Source organism: Arthrobacter sp. B6 (genome assembly GCF_001663775.1).
Taxonomy (GTDB): Bacteria; Actinomycetota; Actinomycetes; order Actinomycetales; family Micrococcaceae; genus Arthrobacter.
Genome location: NZ_KV467168.1, coordinates 1060664 through 1084022, shown reverse-complemented (window position 1 = coordinate 1084022; position 23359 = coordinate 1060664). Strand labels below are relative to the sequence as shown.

18 protein-coding genes are annotated in these 23359 nt (G+C 66.1%); 5 read left to right on the top strand and 13 right to left on the bottom strand.

The window, feature by feature from the left end:
* Positions 1-2: 2 nt before the first annotated feature.
* Positions 3-2633: a nitrite reductase large subunit NirB gene (gene nirB / locus AU175_RS04620; protein WP_066286223.1), complete on the bottom strand. Its 2631-nt coding sequence runs from the start codon at positions 2631-2633 to the stop codon at positions 3-5.
* Between the two features lie 261 nt (positions 2634-2894).
* On the opposite strand from nirB, the gene nirD reads away from it, so the two are divergent.
* On the top strand, positions 2895-3266 hold the full coding sequence (gene nirD / locus AU175_RS04615) for a nitrite reductase small subunit NirD (RefSeq protein WP_066286221.1): 372 nt from the start codon (positions 2895-2897) through the stop codon (positions 3264-3266).
* Between the two features lie 7 nt (positions 3267-3273).
* Here the strand turns inward: nirD and AU175_RS04610 are convergent, their stop codons facing one another.
* Complete coding sequence (locus tag AU175_RS04610) at positions 3274-5013, bottom strand: phospho-sugar mutase (protein WP_066286219.1); 1740 nt, start codon at positions 5011-5013, stop codon at positions 3274-3276.
* Between the two features lie 126 nt (positions 5014-5139).
* Between AU175_RS04610 and AU175_RS04605 the strand changes: the two genes are divergently transcribed.
* Positions 5140-5625: an RrF2 family transcriptional regulator gene (locus AU175_RS04605; RefSeq protein WP_066286217.1), complete on the top strand. Its 486-nt coding sequence runs from the start codon at positions 5140-5142 to the stop codon at positions 5623-5625.
* 6 nt (positions 5626-5631) lie between these two features.
* Here AU175_RS04605 and AU175_RS04600 read toward each other — a convergent pair whose 3' ends face one another.
* Complete coding sequence (locus tag AU175_RS04600; RefSeq protein ID WP_066286212.1) at positions 5632-6450, bottom strand: purine-nucleoside phosphorylase; 819 nt, start codon at positions 6448-6450, stop codon at positions 5632-5634.
* Positions 6451-6567: 117 nt separating this feature from the next.
* On the opposite strand from AU175_RS04600, the gene AU175_RS04595 reads away from it, so the two are divergent.
* Entirely contained in the window at positions 6568-7983 is a 1416-nt protein-coding gene (locus AU175_RS04595) for an NAD(P)H-quinone dehydrogenase (RefSeq protein WP_066286210.1), read from the top strand.
* Between the two features lie 102 nt (positions 7984-8085).
* On the opposite strand, the gene AU175_RS04590 is transcribed toward AU175_RS04595, so the two are convergent.
* A complete protein-coding gene (locus AU175_RS04590; RefSeq protein WP_231938459.1) occupies positions 8086-8823 on the bottom strand; it encodes a class I SAM-dependent methyltransferase in 738 nt (245 codons plus the stop codon).
* 106 nt (positions 8824-8929) lie between these two features.
* Here AU175_RS04590 and AU175_RS04585 point away from each other — a divergent pair, with 106 nt between their 5' ends.
* Entirely contained in the window at positions 8930-9115 is a 186-nt protein-coding gene (locus tag AU175_RS04585; RefSeq protein WP_066286208.1) for a PspC domain-containing protein, read from the top strand.
* A gap of 102 nt (positions 9116-9217) precedes the next feature.
* On the opposite strand, the gene AU175_RS04580 is transcribed toward AU175_RS04585, so the two are convergent.
* From AU175_RS04580 to AU175_RS04570, 3 genes are read right to left on the bottom strand one after another with little or no spacing between them, the layout of a single operon-like run.
* Positions 9218-10780: an FAD-dependent oxidoreductase gene (locus AU175_RS04580; protein ID WP_066286206.1), complete on the bottom strand. Its 1563-nt coding sequence runs from the start codon at positions 10778-10780 to the stop codon at positions 9218-9220.
* Complete coding sequence (locus tag AU175_RS04575; RefSeq protein ID WP_066286204.1) at positions 10777-13002, bottom strand: molybdopterin oxidoreductase family protein; 2226 nt, start codon at positions 13000-13002, stop codon at positions 10777-10779. Before AU175_RS04575 ends, AU175_RS04580 begins: the two co-directional genes overlap by 4 nt.
* A 1-nt stretch (position 13003) precedes the next feature.
* Entirely contained in the window at positions 13004-14476 is a 1473-nt protein-coding gene (locus AU175_RS04570) for an MFS transporter (RefSeq protein WP_066286201.1), read from the bottom strand.
* 260 nt (positions 14477-14736) lie between these two features.
* Between AU175_RS04570 and AU175_RS04565 the strand changes: the two genes are divergently transcribed.
* Complete coding sequence (locus tag AU175_RS04565; RefSeq protein WP_066286200.1) at positions 14737-16149, top strand: MFS transporter; 1413 nt, start codon at positions 14737-14739, stop codon at positions 16147-16149.
* Positions 16150-16225: 76 nt separating this feature from the next.
* Here the strand turns inward: AU175_RS04565 and AU175_RS04560 are convergent, their stop codons facing one another.
* The 6 genes from AU175_RS04560 to AU175_RS04535 all read right to left on the bottom strand — a co-directional run bounded on the left by AU175_RS04560 (position 16226) and on the right by AU175_RS04535 (position 23300).
* The gene (locus tag AU175_RS04560) at positions 16226-16957 is read right to left on the bottom strand and encodes a glutamine amidotransferase (protein ID WP_066286199.1); all 732 of its coding nucleotides are present in this window, start codon (positions 16955-16957) and stop codon (positions 16226-16228) included.
* A 50-nt stretch (positions 16958-17007) separates the two neighbouring features.
* Complete coding sequence (locus AU175_RS04555; RefSeq protein WP_066286198.1) at positions 17008-17460, bottom strand: YybH family protein; 453 nt, start codon at positions 17458-17460, stop codon at positions 17008-17010.
* A gap of 18 nt (positions 17461-17478) precedes the next feature.
* On the bottom strand, positions 17479-19296 hold the full coding sequence (locus tag AU175_RS04550) for an acetyl/propionyl/methylcrotonyl-CoA carboxylase subunit alpha (protein ID WP_066286197.1): 1818 nt from the start codon (positions 19294-19296) through the stop codon (positions 17479-17481).
* A gap of 130 nt (positions 19297-19426) precedes the next feature.
* Positions 19427-20074 (bottom strand): Maf family protein, encoded by a 648-nt coding sequence (locus AU175_RS04545; protein ID WP_066286196.1) that lies wholly within the window; start codon positions 20072-20074, stop codon positions 19427-19429.
* A 9-nt stretch (positions 20075-20083) separates the two neighbouring features.
* A complete protein-coding gene (locus AU175_RS04540; RefSeq protein WP_066286194.1) occupies positions 20084-22609 on the bottom strand; it encodes an MMPL family transporter in 2526 nt (841 codons plus the stop codon).
* A gap of 1 nt (position 22610) precedes the next feature.
* A complete protein-coding gene (locus tag AU175_RS04535) occupies positions 22611-23300 on the bottom strand; it encodes a TetR/AcrR family transcriptional regulator (RefSeq protein WP_066290543.1) in 690 nt (229 codons plus the stop codon).
* Between the last annotated feature and the right edge of the window lie 59 nt (positions 23301-23359).

Genomic DNA, 23359 nt, shown 5'->3' with positions numbered 1-23359 from the left:
GCCTATACCTCGTTCTCGTCGCGGGGCCTCATGGGGATGGAAGCTCCGATCAGGACCTTGCCTTTTTCCTCCGGGGTCGCGGGGCGCATCTGGCCACGCTCGTCCGGAACAAAGCTGATGGAATCGTCCTTCTGGTCGGGGGCGTTGACGAAGGAGCGGAACCGGCGCAGGCGCTCGGGGTCCTTCAGGGTGTCGGCCCACTCGTCGATGTAGGTGTCGACGTGCTTGGCCATGGCAGCTTCGAGGTCCTCGGCGATGCCCAGGGTGTCATGCACCACGACGTCCTCAACGTGCTTGATGCCGCCGTCGAGCTCCTCCTGCCAGCGCGCCGTGCGCTGGAGGCGGTCGGCGGTGCGGATGTAGTACATGAAGTAGCGGTCGATGTACTTGATCAGGGTCTCGTCGTCGAGGTCCTTGGCCAGGAGCTGGGCGTGGGCCGGAGTGGCGCCGCCGTTGCCGCCGACGTACAGGTTCCAGCCGTCGGCGGTGGCGATCACGCCAACGTCCTTGCCGCGGGCTTCGGCGCATTCGCGGGCACAGCCGGACACACCCATCTTGAGCTTGTGCGGGCTGCGGAGGCCGCGGTAGCGGAGCTCGAGCTGGATGGCCATGGCCACGGAGTCCTGGACACCGAAGCGGCACCAGGTGGAACCGACACAGGACTTCACCGTGCGAAGGCTCTTGCCGTACGCCTGGCCGGATTCGAAGCCGGCGTCCACCAGTTCCTTCCAGATTTCCGGAAGCTCCTCCAGCCGGGCACCGAACATGTCGATGCGCTGGCCGCCGGTGATCTTGGTGTAGAGGTTGTACTTCTCAGCCACGGCTGCGATGACGCCGAGCTTCTTCGGGGTGATCTCGCCGCCGGCGATGCGGGGAACCACGGAGTAGGTGCCATCTTTCTGCATGTTGGCCAGGGCGCGGTCGTTGGTGTCCTGCAGGGTGCCGCGGCCGCCGTCAAGGACATAGGCGTTGTGCTGGCTGGCCAGAATGGAGGCGATGGTTGGCTTGCAGATGTCGCAGCCGGCACCGGTGCCGTATTTGGCCATGATCTCTTCGAAGGAGGTGAGCTCCAGGACGCGGATGGCGTCGAAGAGCTCCTGGCGGGACAGCTCGATGTGTTCGCAGAGGGCCTTCGAGACCTCCACGCCGGACTTGGTCAGCTCGCCTTCCAGGAGCTTCTTCAGCATCGGGACACAGGAACCGCAGCTGGTCCCGGCACGGGTGCAGCCCTTGAGCTCGCCGAGCTCCTGGACCGGCGCGTTGCCTTCGCAGGCGCCGCAGCCGTTGACGGTGTCGCGGATGGTTCCGGCCGTGACGTTGTTGCAGGAACAAAGGATGGCGTCATCCGGCAGTTCGGTGTCGGGTGCGTCGCCGCCGCCGGCAGCGGTGAGGTAGGCGCCGGGCTCAGCCGAGAGTTCGCGGCCCAGGAGCGGGCGCAGGCTGGTGTAGGGGGCGGCGTCGCCCACGAAGATGCCGCCGAGGAGGGTCTTGGCATCGTCGGTGGTGACAATCTTCTGGTAGACGCCGCGGGCCGGGTCCGCGTAGACGATTTCGAGGGCGTGCTCGGTGCGGGCGAACGCGTCACCGAAGCTGGCGACGTCGACGCCGGACAGCTTGAGCTTCGTGGCGGTGTCGAAGCCGGGGAAGGTGGCCTCGCCGCCGTGGAGGCGGTCAGCGACGATCTCCGCCATGGTGTTGGCGGGAGCGACCAGGCCCAGGCACATGCCGCCGAAGTTGGCCACTTCACCGATGGCCCAGATTCCCTCGACCTCAGTTGCGCAGTAGTCGTTGATGACCACGCCGCCGCGCTGGCCCAGCGAGAAGATCTGCTCCTCGCCCTCTGCTGCGCGGAAGAGCTCGTCGCGCGGCCTGACACCGATCGCAACGATGACAAGGTCAGCGTCGATGGTGCGGCCGTCAGCCATGAGGACGCCGGTGACCTGGCCGTCGTCGTCGGACAATACCTCGGAGGGGAACACGCCGCTGTGGACTTCGAAGCCCTTGGCCTTGATCAGGCGGCCCATCGCCTGTCCTGCACCCTCATCGAGCTGCGTGGCCATCAGCCACGCGGCGCCGTCGATCACGATCGGAGTGGCTCCGAGCTGCTCCGTGCCGGCAGCGGACTCAAGGCCCAGCAGGCCACCGCCGATGGTGACTGCCTTGACCTGGCGGCCGAGTTTCTCGGTGAGTTCGGCAATGGCTTTATTGATCGCCCAGACGTCTTCGAGCGTGCGGTAGACGTGCGTGAGCTCGGCGCCGGGGATCGGGAGGCGGGCCGCATTCGAACCCGTGGCGACCACCAGGTCGTCGTATTCGAAGATGCTGCCGGCGGCGGTCTCCACGGACTTGGCTTCCGTGTTGACCTTGACCACGCGCTCGCCGGTGCGCAGGTCCAGGGCCTCGTGGTCCCACATGGACGCCTCGCCCAGGGTGAGGTCGTAGTCGTTGTCGGTGAGGGCCTTGGAGAGGGCCACCCGGTCGTAGGGGAGGTGGGCCTCCTCAGTGAGGACCGTGACATGCCAGCCTTCGAGGCCGCGGGCATGCATTGCGTCCGCAAAACGGTGGGCCGCGGGGCCGCCACCGGCGACGACGATGCGGCGCGGAGTCTCTGTGCTTGAAGTCTGTTCGGTCACTGTGGGCCTTTCGCATGGGCCGCAGACGGTGCTCTGCGACCTTCTCTGACGAGGTGTCCATCCAGACTAGGGAGCCGCAGTTTCGCTTCAGTTTCCCAATTGTTTCGTGAACTTAACTTCTGCATCACGAACGCATTTCCGGCCGGGTGAGGTCTCTTTTACGCGCCGGACACATTCAGCGCATGCCCGTGAAACACCCGACGCCTAGCTTGTTAGTACGGCCATACAGGTGGCCAAGCAAGCACAGGGAGAGGAGCCGACATGACGGCAACACTGGAACTTGGGGCAGTCGCCGCCGAAACTTACACCGCCACCGGCTGGCACCGCGTCTGCGCCGTGGAGGAGCTGGAACTGTCCTGGGGCGAGGCAGCGCTGATTGCGGGCCGCCAGGTGGCTCTCTTCCGGACCGGCCCCAGCGAGATTTTCGCGGTTGCCCACGAGGACCCTGCAACCGGCGCCCACGTGATGGCCCGTGGCATCCTTGGCTCGCGCGGCACCCGCCCCACCATTGCCTCGCCCCTCCACAAAGAGGTCTACGACCTGGAAACGGGCGAGTGCTTCGGAACGGCTGAGCTCCGGCTGGATACTTTCAACACCCGCATCACCGACGGATTCATCGAAATCGAGCTCTAGGCTGCTGCTAGAGGCCGAGGGCCTCCCGCACGTCGCCGAGCACCTGGTCAAGGGCGGCGCGTGCGGCTTGGCGCGCCTCAGGGAGTTCCGCCGCGGACTCCACACTTTTGATCACTTCCAGGTAGCACTTGAGTTTCGGCTCGGTGCCGCTGGGCCGGATGATCACCCGGGTCTGGTCCCGGGTCACGTACAGAAGTCCATCCGTGGGTGGCAGCTGTCCGTTGCCCTCCGCGAGGTCCACAAACGTCTCCACGGCTGAGGAGCCGAAGGACTCAGACGGGCTGACGCGGAGCCGGTTCATCATGGCATCCAGCAGGCCCAGGTCGGCCACCCTGATGCTCAGCTGGTCGCTGGCGTGCAGGCCGTGCTGCAGGTACAGCTCATCCAGGGTGTCGAAGACCGTTTTGCCGCCTGCCTTGGCCGCAGCCGCGAGCTCCGCTATCAGCACCGCGGCGGAGATGCCGTCCTTGTCCCGGACCAGGTCAGGGGCAACACAGTAGCCCAACGCTTCCTCATAGCCGTACAGCAATCCCGGAACACGAGAAATCCACTTGAATCCCGTCAGCGTTTCCTCATGCGCGTACCCGGCCGCGGCGGCGATGCGCGACAGCAGCCGTGAGGAAACCACGGAATTGGCGAAGACGCCGTCGGGCTTTTCCTCACCGCCGGCCGCAAGGCGGGCCACAATGTGCGCTCCGAGGAGTGCCCCCACCTCATCACCGCGCAGCATGCGCCAGGCATTTGTGTCCGGATCCTTGGCCGCGACTGCCGCCCGGTCGGCGTCGGGATCGTTGGCCAGGACAATATCGGCGTCCACGCGGACGGCCGCCTCCAGGGCAAGGTCCAGCGCACCGGGCTCTTCCGGATTCGGGAAACTCACCGTGGGAAACTCGGGGTCCGGCTCCGCCTGTTCGGCCACCAGGGTGACATCGGCGAAACCGGCCTCGTTCAGGACAGCCACGGCTGTATCCCCGCCGACGCCGTGCATGGGCGTCAGGACGATCCGCAGGTCACGCGACGGAAAGCGTGCCGGATCGGCGAGCGCCGCCGTCGCGCGCTGGTAGTCGTCCGCAACAGAAGGGTCCAGCACGGTCCAGCCGTCCGTGGCGAGGGCGATTGAGTCCAACGGGCCCACTGCATCGATCCGTGCCGCGATTCCAGTGTCGTGGGGTGCCACGATCTGGGCGCCCCGTCCGCTTTCCTCCACGGCATGGCGGCCAAGGTAGACCTTGTAGCCGTTGTCCTGGGGCGGGTTGTGGCTGGCGGTGACCATCACGCCGGCGTCACAATCGAGCGCCCTCACCGCGTAGGCCAGCAGCGGAGTGGGAAGTGCCGAGGGCATCAGGAAGGTCTCGCAGCCGGCGGCGGTGAAGATCGCCGCGGTTTCCTCGGCAAAGATATCCGAGTTGTGGCGGGCGTCGTAGCCGACGACGGCGCGCGGCCGGGTGCCCGGTGAAGCGTCGCGCACGGCGTCGCCGAGGAAGCCGGCCAGGCCTGCCGCAGCGCGGCGGACCACCACACGGTTCATCCGGTTGGGCCCGGGGCCGAGGGCCGCGCGCAGGCCGGCGGTGCCGAACTGGAGGGTGCCGCTGAAGCTGTCGGCAAGTTCCTGCCGGGCTGCGCCCGCTCCGTTCGCTGCCAGCTGGATGAGGTCAGACAGTGCAGCGGAGGTCACGGGATCCGGATCCTCAGCCGCCCACTCGCGGGCTTGGCTGAAGAGGATGGACTCGGCATCGGGGGACGTCATGGGGACCACGCTATCGTCATTGCCGCGAAGAAGAGTCCCCGAACACTCCTGCACAAGCACGGGAGCACCCTGAAGCCCCCGCGAAATCCTTGACAGTAAATTTTCTGGACAAGTAATGTCGCGAATATGAAGATGGGTCAGGGTGTGGAGTGGGCGTTGCACAGCTGCGTCAACATGTCCTGGACCCCTGTGGGGGAGGCCGTCAGCAGTGCCCGCCTGGCCGAGTTCTACCACTTGCCGGCCGCCTACCTGAACAAGCAGCTCCAGGCACTGGTCCGGGCCGGCATCCTGGCGTCCGTATCCGGTCCGAGGGGCGGCTTCCAGCTGGCGCGCCGGCCGGAGCGGATCTCCGTCCTGGACGTTGTCCTCGCCATCGAGGGGGATGAGCACACCTTCAGGTGCGAAGGCATCCTCAAGGACGCGCCCGGCGGCAGCATGGACGCTGACTACGCGCGGACCTGCCTGATTTCACAGACCATGCGGCACGCCGAGGTCACCTGGCGCACCGAGCTTTCCCGGCAGTCTGTCGCCGGCATCGCGCAGGCCATCGAACGCAGGTTTCCGGAAGCACGGCAGGACACGGTCAGCAGGCTGACGGGCATCCGCACCTGACCCGTCCTACAGCCGGGCGATGATCTCTGCTAGGAGCTTGGAGATGCGCGGTCCGGCAGCCTGTCCGGACTCGATGACTTCCTGGTGGCTGAGCGGGACGGGACTGATACCGGCCGCGAGGTTGGTGACCAGTGATATGCCGAACACTTCCATCCCCGCATGGCGGCCGGCGATGGCTTCCAGCGCCGTGGACATGCCCACCAGGTCCGCACCGATCCGTTTGGCGTACTGCACCTCGGCCGGGGTTTCGTAATGGGGTCCGGTGAACTGCGCGTAGACCCCCTCATCCAGCGAGGAATCGACCTCACGGGCCAGTCCGCGGATGCGGGAGGAGTAGAGATCTGTCAGGTCAACGAAGGTTGCACCCTCCAGCGGGGACGCCGCGGTGAGGTTTATGTGATCTTTGATGAGGACAGGGGTGCCGGGCGTCCAGCTTTCGTTGAGTCCGCCGCACCCGTTGGTGAGGACCAGGGTAGTGCAGCCGGCGGCGGCTGCCGTCCTGACGCCGTGGACTACGGCGCGGACGCCCTTGCCCTCATAGAAATGCGTGCGGGCGCCGAGCACCAAGGCCCGCTTGCCTCCCTTCGTGAGTACGGAGCGGATGGTGCCCACGTGGCCTTCCACCGCCGGGGCATGGAAGCCGGGAACCTCGTCCGCGGACAGCGTGGCGGTGGTATCGCCAATCAGATCCGCGGCTTCGGCCCACCCTGAGCCCAGGACCAGCGCGACGTCGTGGCGGTCCACACCTGTTTCCCCGGCAATGTAGTCGGCGGCGGCGCGGGCGGCGGCAAAGGGGTCAGTGGTCAGGAAGTCTGTATTACTCACTGGTACAAGTTATCGTGCCGCTGCCCGTGTGCACAGCGTCACGCATGCCGGTGACCGGCACCATGGGCAGGGCTGTTTATTGGTGGTGCGGGGCCACATGCGCGAGAATGGTTGTTTGTGACTACGCATCCTGATTTCAGCTCACCCCGGATCGCAATCCTTGGAGGTGGCCCGGGCGGATACGAAGCAGCCATGGTCGCTGCCTCGCTCGGGGCGCAGGTCACCATCATCGAACGCGCCGGCCTGGGCGGCTCCGCGGTGCTCACCGACGTCGTGCCTTCCAAGACCCTGATCGCGACCGCGGACCTGATGACCCGTGTCGGCGAGGCGGGCGAGCTGGGAGTGAAGTTCGACGTCGACGGCGGCGACTTTGTGCCCGTGATGCGCGCGGACCTTAAACACATCAACGACCGCCTGCTGGGCCTGGCCCGCCAGCAGTCCCGCGATATCTCGTCCGGACTGGAACACCAGAACGTCCGCATCCTGCCGGGTTCGGGCAGGCTCGTGGACAGCCACACCATTGAGGTCCTGACCGCTGACGGCACGGAGATGGTGGAGGCGGACACCATCCTGCTGAGTGTGGGGGCGCATCCCCGGGAACTGCCCACGGCGCGTCCTGACGGCGAACGCATCCTGAACTGGGCCCAGATTTACAACCTCGATGAGCTTCCCGAGGAACTGATCGTAGTGGGGTCCGGTGTGACGGGTGCCGAATTCGCGTCCGCATACAACGGCCTTGGCTCGAAGGTCACGCTCATTTCCAGCCGCGACCGGGTGCTTCCCGGTTCGGATACCGACGCCGCCGAGGTGCTGGAGGAAGTCTTTGAACGGCGCGGCGTGCGGGTCCTGTCGCGTGCCCGCGCCGAGAGCGTGGAACGGACCGACGACGGCGTGCTGGTCACGCTGGGTGACGGCTCCAAAGTCAGCGGCAGCCACTGCCTGGTCTGTGTGGGCTCGATCCCCAACACCGCCGGCATTGGCCTGGAGGAGGCCGGCGTGGCGCTCACCGAGAGCGGCCACATCAAGGTCGACGGCGTTTCCCGCACCACCGCGCCGAACATCTACGCCGCCGGCGACTGCACCGGCGTCCTCGCGCTCGCCTCCGTTGCCGCAATGCAGGGCAGGATTGCGATCGCTCACTTCCTGGGCGACAGCGTGACGCCCATCAAGCTGCACCAGGTGGCATCCAACATTTTCACCTCGCCGGAGATCGCGTCAGTGGGCGTCTCCGAGGACGAGATCCAGTCCGGCAAGTACCAGGGCGACATCGTCAAGCTCTCACTCAAGAGCAATGCACGCGCCAAGATGAGGAACGCCAAGGATGGCTTCGTCAAGATTTTCGCCCGCAAGGGTTCGGGCACCGTCATCGGCGGCGTTGTGGTGGGACCGAACGCGTCTGAACTGATCTTCGCCATCTCCATCGCGGTGAAGCAGAAGCTCCACGTCGACGACGTCGCCAGCACGTTTACGGTGTACCCGTCACTGAGCGGCTCCATCTCCGAGGCCGCCAGGCGCCTGCACGTCCACATATAACCAGCCTTGGTGGTTGAGCATTGCCCGCGGTGGTTGAGCTCGTCGAAACTGAGCCGCCGGGAATTGGATGTCAGTTCCGCCTCACCGGCCGGACGAGTCTGCCTATTCGGGAGCGGGGCTGGTCGCGGTCCCCAGGATGTGCGCTACGGGCGGGATCAGTGGGTGGACGGCAAAGCTGAACTGCCGGATGGTCCGGACCGTGAACCCTGCCCTGATGATGGCACTGAGGGTGTCCCGGTTGGGGTGGCACCCGCCGGCTATCCGCTGCCACGCCGGGCTCAGCATGTCCTCGGCCGCGGCAAGCAGGCGGTATGTGGAGCGGACATGCTCGTAGAAGGCCAGAGTGCCTCCCGGAACCAGGACACGGCGGATCTCGGCCAGGGCCTCGTCCTGGTCCGCGACACTGCACAGGACGAGGCTGACCACAACTGCGTCTGCGCTGGCGTCTTTCGCCGGGATTTTTTCGGCCGTTCCGGCCATGACAGTAACCGGGCGCGGGGCGGAGGCAGCCTTGGCGGTGGCAAGTTTTCGGAGATGGTCGTCCGGTTCGAAGGCCAGGACCCTGGCCACCGTTTCCGGGTAGTGGGCGAAGGATGATCCCTCGCCTGCGCCGACTTCGATGACCGTCCTTTGCAGCCCGGCGAGGAGGTCGCGGCGGTGTTCGGCGCCGCCGCGGCGGTTCATGCCCTCCACGGCCCGGGCGTAGGCGCGGGCAAAATGTGGATGTTGCCTTGCCGCCGGCCCGCTCTCGGGGACGGGGGCGGGGCTTTCGTTGCCGATGCCGGTCATGGCGAACTCCCGCGCGAGGCTTGTCGGTTCTTGATCCGTTGTTCCTGCCATCCTTGCATCTTCGCGGCGGATGCACTTCTCCAGGCCGCTCGCGAGGATAACAATTTCACCCCGCTACGCTATGCCCATCACCGAAAGATTCCGGTAGCGTGGCGGCATGACTACAGCTCTGGAGCGGCCGCGCCGCGGAAAAATCATCGGTGGCGTCTGTGCTGCCCTTTCGGCAAGGTTTGGGCTTCCGAAATTCCTGGTGAGGCTCGGTTTTGTGATCTTCGGCCTGGTGGGGATCGGCGAGATTGTTTACATCGCGCTGTGGATTATGATCCCCAAGGCTCCGGCGTAGCCCGCCCAACTGAGTAGCAGCAGGTGTCGTTATGAGGGTTGAAAACGACGTCTGCTGCTACTCAGTTGGGAAGTAGGGGTTCAGCTACGGTCGTTGGCAACGTCAGGCGGCGGGAGCCGCCTGGAAGTGTTTTTCGATGAGCCCCTTGATGTCCTCATGGCAGCCGCCGCAGCCGGTTCCGGCGCGGGTTGCCTTGGAGACCTCGGCCACCGTGGAGCAGCCTCCCTCCACGGCATCCTGGATCCTGGCGCCGCTGACTCCGGCGCAGCGGCACACGGTGCCTGCCGGATCTGCCGGGCCGGACGCGGCCAGCTGGTCGGGGCCGTCCAGGCGCAACAGCAGCGAACGGTCGGCCGGCAGTTCGGCGCCGCGCTCGAACAGCCCAACAAGCTCGGCCGCGGTCCGCGGCATACCTACCGCCACGAGACCTTCCAATACTCCGCCGCGGGTGGTCATCTTGACGTAGCGGCCGTGTTCCGGGTCCGCCCACTGGGCGATCTGCAGGCGGGGTCGGCCGTTCACCGCTCCGGCGGTGAGTGCCTCCTCGTCCCACGGCTCCGCGCCGTTGTCTCCGGCCACCGCCATGTTCATGCCCCGCGCCTTGAGCACAACAACGCCGGCCTGTTCCGGGGGAAGCTCCTGCAGCGCGTCCGCTTCTTCCTGCGTGCCGGCGGCCAGCAGGGTGAGGTATTCGGCCAGCCACTCTGCCTGCCGCCAGCCCGGGCCCACCAGGCCGGAGGGGCCTTTGGCGGTGCGGCACTGCCCGCAGGCAGGATCAGCGCAGCGGACTTCAGCGCAGTCTCCGATCGCGAAGATGTGCGGTTCATGGTGGGCCCGCAGGCGGTGGTCCACCAGGATTCCGGTCCCGGTGGACAGGCCGCACCCTTCGGCGAGCTCTGTCCGGGGCCGTACGCCGCAGGAGATGACCAGGAGGTCGCCGTCGATCGCCGAACCGTCGTCAAGCAGCAAAGCCGAGAACCCGCCGTCGGGCGCGTTGTGTTCCACGCCCGTGGACCGGGCGTTGCCGGCCATCCGGACGCCGCACTGGCGCAAGCTGGCCCCGAGGACCGCTCCGCCGCCGCGGTCGATGTTGCGTCCCAGGGGATGCGGGCCGTTGTGCACCACCGTCACGGTGGCGCCTTCCTCGGCCGCGGCCAAGGCTGTTTCGAGGCCCAGCACACCGCCGCCCAGCACCACCACGCGCTTGCCGCCGTCGACTGCCTGGCGCAGCACCTCGGCATCCCGCAGGTCGCGGAGTGCCGTGACACCGGCAGGGAGCACAGGGGAGGTGGGATCGGGGTTGATGCCGGTGAGGTTGGGAATGACCGGACGTGAGCCGGTGGCGAAGACCAGGCGCTCGTAGCGGGCGGCGGTGCCGTCGGTGAGGATCACCTGCTGGCGGGCGCGGTCAACCCGGCGGACCCGGACACCGAGGCGGACGTCCACTCCTTCGGCGGCCAATGCCTGGGCGTCGGACAGGGCCAACGCATCGGCGGTGGTGCGTCCTACGCCGAGGTCGGCAACCAGGACACGGTTGTAGGCTGCCTCGGTTTCCTCGCCCACCACGGTCAGGCTGACTTGTCCGTCGCGGACCGCCGGCATCAGTTCATCAATCAGGCGGGCGGCCACCGGGCCAAAACCGACAATGACAATCTGCTCACTCATGAGGCCTCCGTCGTCTGCAGAACACTGTTCTGGGGCTGGTTCGTGGCCTGGCCGGCTGCCAGCCGGACCCAGACCTTGTTGAACTTGAATTCGGGCATCCCGGAGATGGGGTCCGTGGCGGCTTCCGTCAGCCGGTTGGCGCTTTCGAGCTCGGGAAAGTGGAACGGGAGGAATACCGTTTCCGGGCGGATCGCCGTGCTGAGCTCGGCCCGGCAGACCACCTGTCCGCGTTCGTTGGCCACCGACACGAAGGAACCCTCGGTGATGCCCATCGAAGCTGCGGCCGCCGGATGGATCTGGACTTTCGCCTCCGGCTGGCTTGCCAGCAGCTCGGACACGCGCCGGGTCTGCGAACCGGACTGGTAGTGCTCCAGGAGGCGGCCGGTGATGAGGGTCATGGTTTTGGCCGCCGGGTCCGTGTTGAGGGCGGGGGTCCGACGGCGGCGGGGCGCCACCGGGGTCATCACCGCCTTGCCGTCAGCGTGGGCAAACGCGTCCAGGAAGAGCCGCGGTGTGCCAGTGCTGCCTGCGGGGTACGGCCAGTAGGCGGCTTCGCCGCGGTCAAGCATGGCGTAGTCGATTCCCGAATAGTCGGCCAGGCCGCCTGCAGAGGCGAGGCGGAGCTCCTCGAAGACCGTTTCGGGATCCTCGCTGTAGGTGGACGGTGCCTCCAGGGCCTCGGCCAGCCGCGCCATGATCCACAGTTCGCTGCGGGCGCCGGCGGGGGGCTGCAGTGCACGGCGGCGGCGCAGCACGCGTCCTTCGAGGTTGGTCAGGGTGCCTTCCTCCTCGGCCCACTGGAGGACAGGCAGGATGAGGTCTGCCTCGGCCGCCGTCTCCGACATGAAGAAGTCGCAGACCACCAGGAAATCCAGGCTGCGGAGCCCCGCGATGACCGAGTTCGCATCGGGGGAGGCCACCGCGATGTTGGAGGCATGCACCAAAAGGCAGCGGACGCCGTCGGGCTGTCCGAGTGACTTGAGCAGCTGGACGGCGGGGAGGCCAGGCCCGGGAATTGTCTCTTCCGGGACGCCCCAGACGCCAGCCATGTGGGCGCGGGCAGCGGGGTCAGTGATCTTCCGGTAGCCGGGGAGCTGATCGGCCTTCTGGCCGTGTTCGCGGCCGCCCTGGCCGTTGCCCTGGCCGGTGAGGGTGCCGTATCCGCTGCGGAGCGATCCGGGCAGTCCCAGGAGCAGGCTCAGGTTGATCGCGGCAGTGGCGGTGTCGGTGCCGTCGACGTGCTGTTCCACGCCGCGGCCCGTGAGGATGTAGCTGCCGCCCTTGCGTGCGCCGTCGGCGAGCCGGCGGGCCGTTTCGCGGATGAGCTCCGCCGGGACGCCGGTGATCGACTGGACGCGTTCTGGCCAGAAGGCGTTGACGCTGCGGACCACGGCGTCGTAGCCGGAGGTGCGCTCCGCGATGAAGGCGGCGTCGGCCAGGCCCTCGTGGATGACCACATGCGACAGGCCCAGGAGGAGTGTCAGGTCGGTGCCAGGCAGGGGCTGCAGGTGGATGCCTCCGCCGTCGGCCGTGAAGTTGGCCGTCGCGGAACGGCGGGGATCAACGATGATCAGGCCGCCGGCGTCGCGGACGCCCTTAAGGTGCTGGACGAACGGGGGCATGGTCTCGGCAACGTTGGAGCCCAGCATCATGATGGTGCCGGCATTGTCCAGGTCCTCGAGCGGGAACGGGAGCCCGCGGTCGACGCCGAAGGCCCGCATTCCGGCGGCCGCGGCGGAGGACATGCAGAAGCGGCCGTTGTAGTCGATGCGGGAGGTGCCCAGGGCCAGGCGGGCAAACTTGCCCAGCATGTAGGCCTTTTCGTTGGTCAGGCCACCGCCGCCGAAGACTCCGACGGCGTCCTTCCCATAGCGGGCGCGGGTTTCCTTCACGGCCGTGGTGACCATGGCCAGTGCCTGGTCCCAGCCGATGGGACGGTGGATCCCGTCGTCGCCCTTGAGGAGCGGTTCGGTGACGCGTCCCGGGTGGTTCAGGAGGGTGGCGGAGGTCCAGCCCTTACGGCAGAGCCCTCCGCGGTTGGTGGGGAAATCCCGCCCGCTGACTTCCAGCAAAGGAGTTGCCGCAGCGGCCAGGGCAGCGGCTTGGGCGGGCACGGGGACTGACCCCGGCTCTGAAGCCGGGGTCAGTTCCGCTGGAGACTTGAGCGTCATGGCGCACTGCAGGGCGCAGTAAGGGCAGTGCGTGTCGGCGCTTTTGGTCATGTTAGACGTGTCCCATCGCATTTCGGTTGGCGTTGCGGATGTAGAAGGCCCAGCAGACGATCAGCATCAGGACATACGCCCCGACGAAACCGTAGAAGGCCGGTGTGTAGGATCCGCTGGCACCGTTGGAGGCGTTCAGCACCTGCGGGATAACAAATCCGCCGTAGGCGCCGATTGCGGAGATGAGGCCGAGGGCCGAGGAGGCGAGGCGCTGGGTTTCCACGGTGCTGGCACCGGCCTTCGCCGCCCGGCTGGACGTGGCGAAGATGATGGGGATCATCCGGTACGTTGCGCCGTTGCCGAAGCCGCTGGCCGTGAAGAGCATCAGGAACAGGACCAGGAAGAGCCAGAAGCTCTTCAGCGGAAGGGTCCAGATCATGGTGAGCGTGATGATGGCCATCGCGGTGAAGGAAGCCACGGTCATCCGGGCGCCGCCCATGCGGTCAGCCATGCGTCCGCCGTACGGACGTGCCAGGGAACCGACCAGCGGGCCGAGGAAGGCCAGGGACAGCGCCACGGTGCCCACGCCGATGGAGGAGAAGGCGGGGAAGTAGTCCTTGATGAGCTTGGGGAAAACCCCGGCAAAGCCGATGAAGGAGCCGAAAGTGCCGATGTACAGCAGCGCCATGATCCACAGGTGCGGTTCCTTCAGGGCTGCGATCGAGCCGGCCACATCCCCCTTGGCGCTGGTCAGGTTGTCCATGTACTTCCAGGCGCCGAAGGCGGCGATGAGGATGAACGGGACCCACATCCAGCCGGCCATCGGCAGGTTGACGCTGCCGACTGCCAGAAGGGTGATGGCGATTGGCACGGCGAGCTGTGCGACGGCGGCACCCATGTTGCCGCCGGCGGCGTTCAGGCCCAGGGCCCAGCCCTTCTCCCGCGCCGGGTAGAAGAACGTGATGTTGGCCATGGAGCTGGCGAAGTTGCCGCCGCCGAAGCCTGCGAGTGCCGCCACCAGCAGCATCACGCCGAACGGTGTTTCAGGGTTGGAGACGCAGAGTCCCAGACCGATGGCAGGTATCAGGAGGAGAAGCGCGGACACGATGGTCCAGTTCCGGCCGCCGAAACGGGGAACCATAAAGGTGTAGGGGATGCGGAGCGTGGCACCTACCAGGCTGGGCATCGAGATCAGCCAGAAGATTTCTGAGGTGGTGAAGTTGAAGCCTGCACCGGGGAGTTGGACCACAACGATGGACCAGAGCTGCCAGACCACGAAGCCGAGGAATTCAGCGAAGATGGACCAGTTCAGGTTGCGGCGGGCGATCGCGCGGCCGGCGGACTCCCACTGCTCTTTGTTCTCGGCGTTCCAGTTGGCGATCCACCGGCCGGGGCGGAACTCAAGGGCGGGGGCGTCGGTTGTACGCGTCACGGGCTGTGCGCCGGCGGATGAGGATACGCCTTCACGCAACGGGTCGGTGTCTATGTCTACGGAATTGCCGGTGCCGGCATCTGCGCTGCGATCAACAGTCACGGGGTTACCTCCTCGGGGGGATGTTGTTCCTCCACGGTAGAGAAGGCGCGTTTCACGGACGGTCGCCGTTTGTTAACGCGCTGTGACATTTGCCTATCGGGCTGTTTGGGGTGGCGTGAGGACCGGAAAATGAGACAAATCCATGCGTCCGCATAATGGACCTTTTGTCCATTCGCTGGACGACGGGAACTAATATTGAACTCTATTTGCTGCAGCCGGGCCTACCCGCGCCCGGTCGGTTCTCACGAAAGTGTTCATACATGTCATCTACTGAAACCTCAACGGAGGCTGGGTCCGCGAAGCCGCTGAACTCAAAGGGCAAGGTCATCTTTGCCAGCCTCATCGGCACCACTATCGAGTTCTATGACTTCTACATCTACGCCACAGCGTCGGTACTGGTCTTCCCGAGGCTCTTTTTCCCGCAGGCCACGGACATCAACGCACTGTTAAGCTCGTTTGCCATCTTCGGTGTCGCTTTCATTGCCCGCCCGGTGGGTTCGGTTGTTTTCGGACACTTCGGCGATAAGTTCGGACGTAAGGGCACTTTGGTCGCCTCGTTGCTGACCATGGGCATCGCGACCTTCCTGATCGGTCTGCTCCCCACGGCTTCGCTTCCCGGCTGGGCGATCCTGGCCCCCCTGATGCTCGTGGTCCTGCGCTTTGCCCAGGGTCTGGCCCTCGGCGGCGAATGGTCAGGGGCCGCTCTTCTGGCGACCGAGAACGCCCCCCAAGGTAAGCGGGCGGTCTACGGAACGTTCCCGCAACTCGGGGCGCCGATCGGCTTCATCCTCGCAAACCTCCTGTTCATCTGGCTCAACTTTGCCCTTTCCCCGGAAGAGTTCCTCGCCTGGGGCTGGCGCGTACCCTTCCTTTTGAGCGCACTCCTGGTGATTGTTGGCCTCTATGTCCGGCTGAAGCTCGTTGAAAGCCTCAGCTTCCAGAAAGTTCTGACCGAAGAGAAGGTTGCAAAGGTTCCCTTTGCGGCCACCTTCAAGAACCACTGGCGGCCGGTGGTCGCCGGAACGTTCATCATGTTTGCCACCTATGTCTTGTTCTACGTGATGACCTCCTTCACCCTGACCTACGGGACCAAGCCCGCCTCTGTGGAAGCTGCGCAGGCGGCAGCGGAGAAGGCCGGCAAACCAATGTCCGCAGTGGAGATCGCGGACTTCGTTCCCGGGCTGGGCATTCCCCGCGGCGATTTCCTCTGGATGCTGATTCTCGGCGTTGTGTTCTTTGGCATCTTCACCCTGGTCTCCGGCCCGCTGGCGGAGAAGTGGGGTCGCCGTAAGTTCCTGCTCTCCGTCACTGCGGGCATCTTTGTCTTCGGGATCCTCTGGTTCACCATGTTTGGTCCTGGCCAGGTTGCAGCCATCATCGGACTCATCCTGGGCTTCACACTGATGGGCCTCACCTTCGGGCCGATGGCTGCCATCCTCCCCGAACTGTTCCCCGCCAACGTCCGCTACACCGGGTCCGCGGTGGCGTACAACCTCTCCAGCGTGATCGGTGCCGCCCCGGCGTCGTTCATTGCCATTGCGCTGTGGCAGGCAGCCGGCGGCAGCACCTGGCTGGTGGGCGTCTACATGGCTGCCGCAGCGGTACTGACCTTCATCGCGCTGTGGATCACCCGCGAGACCAAGGACACCGACTACGAGAACAACGTGGCCTGACGTTCCAACCCGCTTACTGCGGAAATGCCCGGCGCGTTCCCTGTTATTCCAAGGAGTGCACCGGGCATTTCTGCGTTCAGTTGCCGTAGCGGGCCACGAAGTTCTTCAGGATGTTCATGGGCTCCGTGACGGTGAAACGACGGGCATTCGCCATCAGCTCCTCCGCTGACTCGGGCGGGAAGTACCCGGCATGGCGGTAGATGTCGATCCGGGTGACCAGGCCCTCGGCGTCCAGTTCGGGGTGGAACTGCGTGGCGTAGAGGTTCTCCTTGATCCGGAACATGTGTACAGGGCAAGCCTGGGAGGACGCCAGCAGGACGGCGTGGGCGGGCAACGAGGAACAGGCCTCCTTGTGCCCGGTGAAGGCGGTAAACCGGGCGGGCATTCCGCGCAGGAGAGGATCGGCCAGCCCGGCATCGGTGAGTTCGATTTCCACCGCGCCGAGGGGTTCGCCGAAGGTCCGGTCGATCACGGCACCCTGGTGCGTTCCCAGCGTCCCCACTCCGTAGCAGGCGCCGAGGAAGGGGAAATCCTGGTCCACGATCCGGTCCAGCAATCCGGCCAGCTCCCGCTCCACGCGGTGCTGGGTGTCGCTCTTGCGGTCGCTTGGGTCGCTGGACGTGAACGGGCTTCCGCCGACAATTATCGCGGAGTAGTCGTCCAGGTCCAGGTCCGGCAGCGGCGCCGCTTCCAGCCGGATCCGCCGCAACTGCTCCGGCGCGAGCCCGCCGTATCTCAGGTAGGCCGCGTATTCGTCCTCGGCAGCGGCGTCTTCAGCCCGGGATGCGAGCAGCAGAAATGGCTTCACAGGCTAAGTGTGCCTGTGGCACGTGCCGGGCGCCAGAGGGGCGCCCGCTTTCAGTGCCCGGCAGCCCGGTCCGCAGGCTGTGCCAGGGACCGCCGGGACTGAGGCCGTGCAGCGGGGTCGGCATGCCGGTGGACCAGCTTCCAATAGCCCTCTTCGCGGCGGAAGACACTGGTCACCCGGAGCGCGAACTCCTCCGCGACGCCGGCCCCGTCCAAGCGGGCCCTGAAGTGTTCCGTTTCCACGAGGAAAGCCGTGTCACGAGCCGTGTAGGACGTGATGGTGTCAAACCCCAGCATCTCGCCCTCCTGGAATTGCCGGGAGGCCTGATCCAGCCGTGCCTCCACCTGGGCCCAGCCGCGGGCAATGCCGCCAAAGGGGTTGGCCAGGGTGACATCGTCCAGCCGGGAGTAGAGCTCCTTCACGGGCCCCGCGTTTCCCCGGGTGATTTCCGGAACCGCAAGGTGGTAGCGGTCTACTTCTTCTTCAAAACTGGGTGCGAGCATGGGTGCCTCCGGCGGTAACTAGTCTTCGATCGTGGCGATGACGGCGCCAGCCGACACCGTCTCGCCGGCTGCGGCGATCAGCCCGGTGATGGTTCCGGAGCGGTGCGCAGTGAGCGGCTGCTCCATCTTCATCGCCTCGAGCACCACAACCAGGTCACCTTCGGCCACAACGTCGCCATTGCTGACAGCCACCTTGACGATGGTGCCCTGCATGGGGGAGGCGAGTCCGTTGCCGGAGGAGGCGGCTGCGGCAGCGCCTGAGCGGGAACGCTTTTTGGACTTGGCAGGCTTGGCTGCGGCGGAGCCCGATCCGGACCCCAGGGAGCCCATGGATGCAGGCAGCACCACTTCCAGCCGTTTGCCGCCTACTTCCACCACCACACGCTGGCGTTCGCCGGCGTCGTCGGCCTGGGCATCGGTGCCGGTGGGCGTCCAGGCGGGGATGTCGTTGATGAAGTCTGTCTCGATCCAGCGCGTGTGGACCTTGAACGGTCCTTCTGCCGGAGCAAAGTCCGGGTTGCTGACCACTGCCAGGTCGAAGGGAATGACGGTGGGGATGCCTTCAACCACCATTTCCTCCAGGGCCCGCCGCGAACGCTGTAGCGCCTGGGTGCGCGTGGCTCCGGTGACGATCAGCTTGGACAGCATCGAGTCGAAGTTGCCGCTGATGACGTCGCCCTGCTCAACACCGGAGTCAATCCGGATACCTGGGCCCGTGGGGTTCTTCAGCGTGGTGATGGTGCCCGGCGCCGGCATGAAGTTGCGGCCCGGGTCCTCGCCGGTAATGCGGAATTCAATCGAGTGCCCGCGGACCTCGGGGTCGCCGTAGCCGAGTTCCTCGCCGCGGGCCAGCCTGAACTGTTCCCGGACGAGGTCGATTCCGGTGACTTCCTCGGAGACGCAGTGCTCCACCTGGAGGCGGGTGTTGACCTCAAGGAAGGAGATGGTTCCGTCCTGGCCGACCAGGAATTCGCAGGTCCCGGCGCCGAGGTAGCCGGCTTCCTTCAGGATCGCCTTGGAGGATTCGTACAGCCTGGTGTTCTGTTCCTCCGTGAGGAACGGCGCGGGCGCCTCTTCCACCAGTTTCTGGTTGCGGCGCTGCAGCGAACAGTCGCGGGTGGAAACCACCACAACGTTGCCGTAGGCGTCCGCCAGGCACTGCGTCTCCACGTGGCGCGGGGCGTCCAGGAACCGTTCGATGAAGCACTCGCCGCGGCCAAAGGCGGCCGTGGCCTCACGGACGGCAGATTCGAATAGTTCGGGAATTTCCTCGCGGGTGCGGGCCACCTTGATGCCCCGGCCGCCGCCGCCGAAGGCGGCCTTGATGGCGACGGGAAGGCCGAACTTGTCGACGAAGTCAAGGATTTCCTCGGCCGACTCGACCGGATCGGCGGTGCCGGGCACCTGGGGTGCGCCGACCTTTTCGGCGATGTGGCGGGCCTGGACCTTGTCACCCAATGCGGAAATGGCATCCGGGGAAGGGCCGATCCAGGTGATGCCGGCTTCGATCACCCTCGCTGCGAACTGGGCGTTTTCGGCGAGGAAGCCGTAACCGGGGTGGATGGCGTCGGCGCCGGACTGGCGGGCGACGTCGATGAGCTTGTCCATGACCAGGTAGGACTCTGCGGCGGTGTTACCACCGAGGGAGTAAGCTTCGTCGGCGAGCCGCACGTGCAGGGCGTCCCGGTCCGGATCGGCATAGACAGCCACGGAGGCGATGCCTTCATCACGTGCGGCGCGGATGATCCGCACGGCGATCTCGCCACGGTTGGCGATCAGCACCTTGGTGAGGTTCGACTGCACGGGACTTGCGGAATGCTCCAACTTTGCTGACAAGGCGTCTCCTTCTTTCCTTCAGGGAGCCTAGCGTGATTTTGTGGGTTCCGCCGATGTTACTGGCGGAATCCGCGTGTAAACGGGCAGAGCTTTGTAGGGAAGCTACAACTCTCCGTTAAATTACTTCCCTCTAGTCCGTTGGCCAAAGCTCGGTGATGCGAACATTGGCCTGCGCCAGCAGGCCCCGCAGCGTGGAAACGGAAAGCCCGACGACGGCGTGCGGGTCCCCGTCCACCTTCCGGATGAACGCCCCGCCCAGGCCGTCGATAGTGAACGAGCCGGCGCAGTGCAGCGGCTCCCCGGTGGCGATGTAGGCGTCGATCTCCTCCGGTTCCATCTCCATGAAATGAACTTCGGCTGAGGCGACCGTGCCCAGGGTGGCGCCCGATCCGGGAGCCGCCATCCCGCCGTCGGGAGTTGTGTCCCGGCAGTCCACGAGCCAATGCCCGGTGTGCAGCACCCCGATGTTTCCGCTCATCCGGAGCATCCGCTCGCGTGCGACGCCGGCGGTGTACGGTTTGCCGTGCGCCTCCCCGTCGAACTCAAAGACGGAGTCGCAGCCCAGCACCAGGGCGCCGTCGGCTTCCGGCAGCGCGGCCACGGCCTCAGCCTTGGCCCGCGCCAGCAGCAGGGCGGTGTCGTGCGGATCCGTGACTCCGTAGCGGGCCTGGACTGCGTCCTCGTCCACGTCGGACACCAGCACGGTGTGCCGGATGCCGGCCTCGGCCAGGAGTTTGGTGCGGGCGGGGGACTGGGAAGCAAGGATGAGGCGGGTCACCGTTTCAGCCTAATGGACAGGCTGGCTGACTTTATTCTGCCCGCTCTGCAGGCGTTCCAGCTTGGCGCCTTCGACATCCACGTCCGGCAGGATCCTGTCCAGCCACCTGGGTAGCCACCACGTCCTCCCACCCAGCAGGTACATCACCGCCGGAACGATGGTCATCCGGACCACAAAGGCATCCAGCAGCACACCGAAGGCCATCGCGAAGCCCAGCGGCCGGACCATGGTGAGGTGGCTGAAGATGAAGCCGGCGAAAACGCTGACCATGATGATCGCGGCTGCGGCGACCACTGCTGCCGCGTGGCTGAAACCGATCCGGACGGCGTGTTTGGCGGAAGCCCCGTGCATGTAGGCCTCGCGCATGCCCGAGGCGATGAACACCTGGTAGTCCATGGCAAGGCCGAACAGCACACCGATGAGGATGATGGGCAGGAAGCTGAGCACCGCACCGGGGTTCGCGACGTCGAACACGCCTCCCAGCCAGCCCCACTGGTACACCGCCACTACCAGTCCGAAGGAGGCGGCCAGGGAAAGCAGGAAGCCGCCGGTAGCCAGCAGGGGAACCACGACGGACCTGAACACCAGCAGCAGGAGGATCAGGGAAAGCCCGACGACGATTGCCAGGTACGGCGGCAGGGCTTCGCCGAGTTTCGTGGAGACGTCGATGTTGCCGGCCGTCTGCCCCGTGAGGCCAATGGTGACCCCGGTTTCGGACTGGATCTCCGCCCCGCGGTCCCGCAGTTCGCTGACTACCTGAACGGTGCCCGCTTTGGCAGGACCCTCTTCCGGAATGACCTGGAACACCGCTGTCCGGCGGTCCTCGCTGAGCGCCACCGGCACGGCAGCCACGACGTTGTCCACGCCGCGGATCAGGTCCGCGACGTCGTACTGCAGCGACTGGGCTTCAGTTTCGTCCAGGCCTTCCGGGAACTCGCCCACCACCACAATGGGTCCGGTGACACCTTCGCCGAAGCTGCGTGCGGTCAGGTCGTAGGCCCGGTATGCCTCGGAGCCGACCGGCTCGGATCCGCCATCAGGCAGCGCCAGCTGCAGCTGCGCAGCGGGGAGCGCCAGGACGCCCAAAAGGAGGACACCTGCCGCGAGTGCGACGACGGGGTGCCTGGTGACCAGGCCACCCCAGCCGCGGGCGCTCCTTGCCTCGTCCCGGGCTTTGTCAGCAGCTTCGTGTCCGGCCTCGGCGTTGTGGGTCTCGGCCCTGGCCCAGGCCCGCTTGGAGATGATGCGGCGGCCGATCAGTGACAGCATGGCCGGCGTCAGGGTGAGCGCCACGAGGACGGCCACCGCCACAGTGCCGGCCGCCGCCAGGCCCATCACGCTCAGGAAGGGCAGTCCGGGCACCACCAGGGCTGCCAGGGCGATGATGACCGTGAGCCCGGCGAAGAGGACGGCGTTGCCTGAGGTTCCGGTGGCGCGTGCAACCGACTCCTCGGGATCCATTCCGGACCGCAGCTGGGTGCGGTGGCGGTTGACGATGAACAGGGAGTAGTCGATGCCCACGGCCAGGCCCAGCATGAGCGCCAGCATGGGGGAGATGGAGCTCATCTCGAACATGCCGGACAGGGCAAACGTGATGCCCACGCCGACGCCGACGCCGATGATGGCCATCAGGAGCGGAAGGCCCGCGGCGATGAGCGTGCCCAGCATGAGAATGAGGACGAGCGCGGCTACGGCGACGCCGATGACCTCGGCTGCACCGAAGAGCTCGGAGATATCCTCGGTGATTTCCTTGCTGGCAAGCGCGGTGACGCCGGCAGCGGAAGTCTCGTGGGCGATGTCCTGGACCTGTTGGCGCACGTCCGGGCTGAGGCCGTTGATGGAGGAGTTGAACTGTACCTGGGCCACCGCGGCCTGGCCGTCCGAGGACACAAAGCGCAGCCCGGAGGAGGCCTCCGCTTGGCGTTTGCCGAGCTCCAGCTTCGCCCTGGCGGCCTCAAGTTCCTGAGTACCGGCGTCGAGCTGGGCCTGGCCCTGCGCGAGCGCGGCCTTCTGCTGTCCCAACTGGGCCTCTACGACGTCGGCTGGTGCACCGGCTGCCGTGAGCTGCTGCTCCGCGGCGGCAACCTGTGCCTTGCCCGCTTCCAGCTGGCTGCGGGAAGCATCCAGCCGGGCCTGGTTTGCGGTGATCTGCTGCTCGCCCACAGTGATGGCTGCCGCGCCCTGGTCCACCTGGTCCTGGGTAGCGAAGGGGTCCACCGTTGCCTTGACATCAGGCACGGTTTCCAGCTTCTTCAGTGCATCCGTCACGGCGGCGCGGCTCTCCGCTGTGAAGCCGCCGGCGGGTGCTTCGAAGACAATGCTGGCGGAACCGCCTGATGCCGAGGGCAGGTCCTGCCGCAGTTTGTCTGCGATCCGCTGGGTCTCGGTGCCCGGTATCTGGAAGTTGTTGGACAATGCGCCGTGGAAGGCAGCGGCGGAACCGCCGACGGCCACCAGGACCGCGAGCCAGAGCGAGATGACCAGCCAGCGGCGTCGGTAGGAGAACTTGCCGAGCCGGTAGAGCAACAAAGCCATGTCAGAGCCGATCTTTGAAGGGGGTGGCAGTGGAGGAGTGTGCGGGGCTGGCGAAGCCGGCACCGAGGTGGCCGATGGCGTCGATCAGCAGTTGGCGGAGGACGGAGAGGGAGGCAGGGGACAGGTCGGCGCCGCATTGGGCGAACCACACGTCCATCGCGGCCTTTCCGCACGAGATGACTGAGCCGGCGAGGGCCCGGAGGTAGAGCTCGTCGATCGCAGCCCCGGGAGTTTTGGCTACCCTTTCCTTGGCCGCGATGATGATCTGCTCGGTGCAGTGGTCCCATGCCTCAAGTTCGGAGCGGACCAGTGACGAGTTCTGCTGTGTCAGGGTGAACAGCTCCGCCATCGGCGCAACCGTCATGGGGTCGGCCAGCTGCATAAGGGCAGCACGGGCCGACTCCAGAATGGGCTCCTCGGCGGGACGCAGCCGGAACTGCCGGAGCGCATGATCCAGGAAACCGTTGGTCACGGAAGCCAGGGCCGCCTCCGTGCTGCTGAAGTAGTTGAAAAAGGTGCGCCGCGATATTCCGGCGGCTTCAGCAATGTCCTCAACCGTGAAGTTGCCAGGCCCCTTGCCCCGGAGCAGGTTCAGTGCGGCATCGGCGATGGCCTGGCGGGTGGCAGCTTTGTTCTGTTCGCGGCGGGAGGGCGTAGGCGCGGCCGGTTGGGGGACTTCGTCGGAACTGATCACATGATTACACTATGTGCATTTTTGCACTCTGCGCAACTATTTCTGGGTTCGGGCTG

What these genes read in the sequence shown, in the direction of transcription:
- AU175_RS04565 (WP_066286200.1), top strand. Translation starts at nt 14,737, where the DNA reads ATGTCATCTACTGAAACCTCAACGGAGGCTGGGTCCGCGAAGCCGCTG.
- AU175_RS04580 (WP_066286206.1), bottom strand. Translation starts at nt 10,780, where the DNA reads ATGAGTGAGCAGATTGTCATTGTCGGTTTTGGCCCGGTGGCCGCCCGC.
- AU175_RS04590 (WP_231938459.1), bottom strand. Translation starts at nt 8,823, where the DNA reads ATGGCAGGAACAACGGATCAAGAACCGACAAGCCTCGCGCGGGAGTTC.
- AU175_RS04605 (WP_066286217.1), top strand. Translation starts at nt 5,140, where the DNA reads ATGAAGATGGGTCAGGGTGTGGAGTGGGCGTTGCACAGCTGCGTCAAC.
- AU175_RS04540 (WP_066286194.1), bottom strand. Translation starts at nt 22,609, where the DNA reads ATGGCTTTGTTGCTCTACCGGCTCGGCAAGTTCTCCTACCGACGCCGC.
- AU175_RS04585 (WP_066286208.1), top strand. Translation starts at nt 8,930, where the DNA reads ATGACTACAGCTCTGGAGCGGCCGCGCCGCGGAAAAATCATCGGTGGC.
- AU175_RS04610 (WP_066286219.1), bottom strand. Translation starts at nt 5,013, where the DNA reads ATGACGTCCCCCGATGCCGAGTCCATCCTCTTCAGCCAAGCCCGCGAG.
- AU175_RS04555 (WP_066286198.1), bottom strand. Translation starts at nt 17,460, where the DNA reads ATGCTCGCACCCAGTTTTGAAGAAGAAGTAGACCGCTACCACCTTGCG.
- AU175_RS04575 (WP_066286204.1), bottom strand. Translation starts at nt 13,002, where the DNA reads ATGACCAAAAGCGCCGACACGCACTGCCCTTACTGCGCCCTGCAGTGC.
- nirD (WP_066286221.1), top strand. Translation starts at nt 2,895, where the DNA reads ATGACGGCAACACTGGAACTTGGGGCAGTCGCCGCCGAAACTTACACC.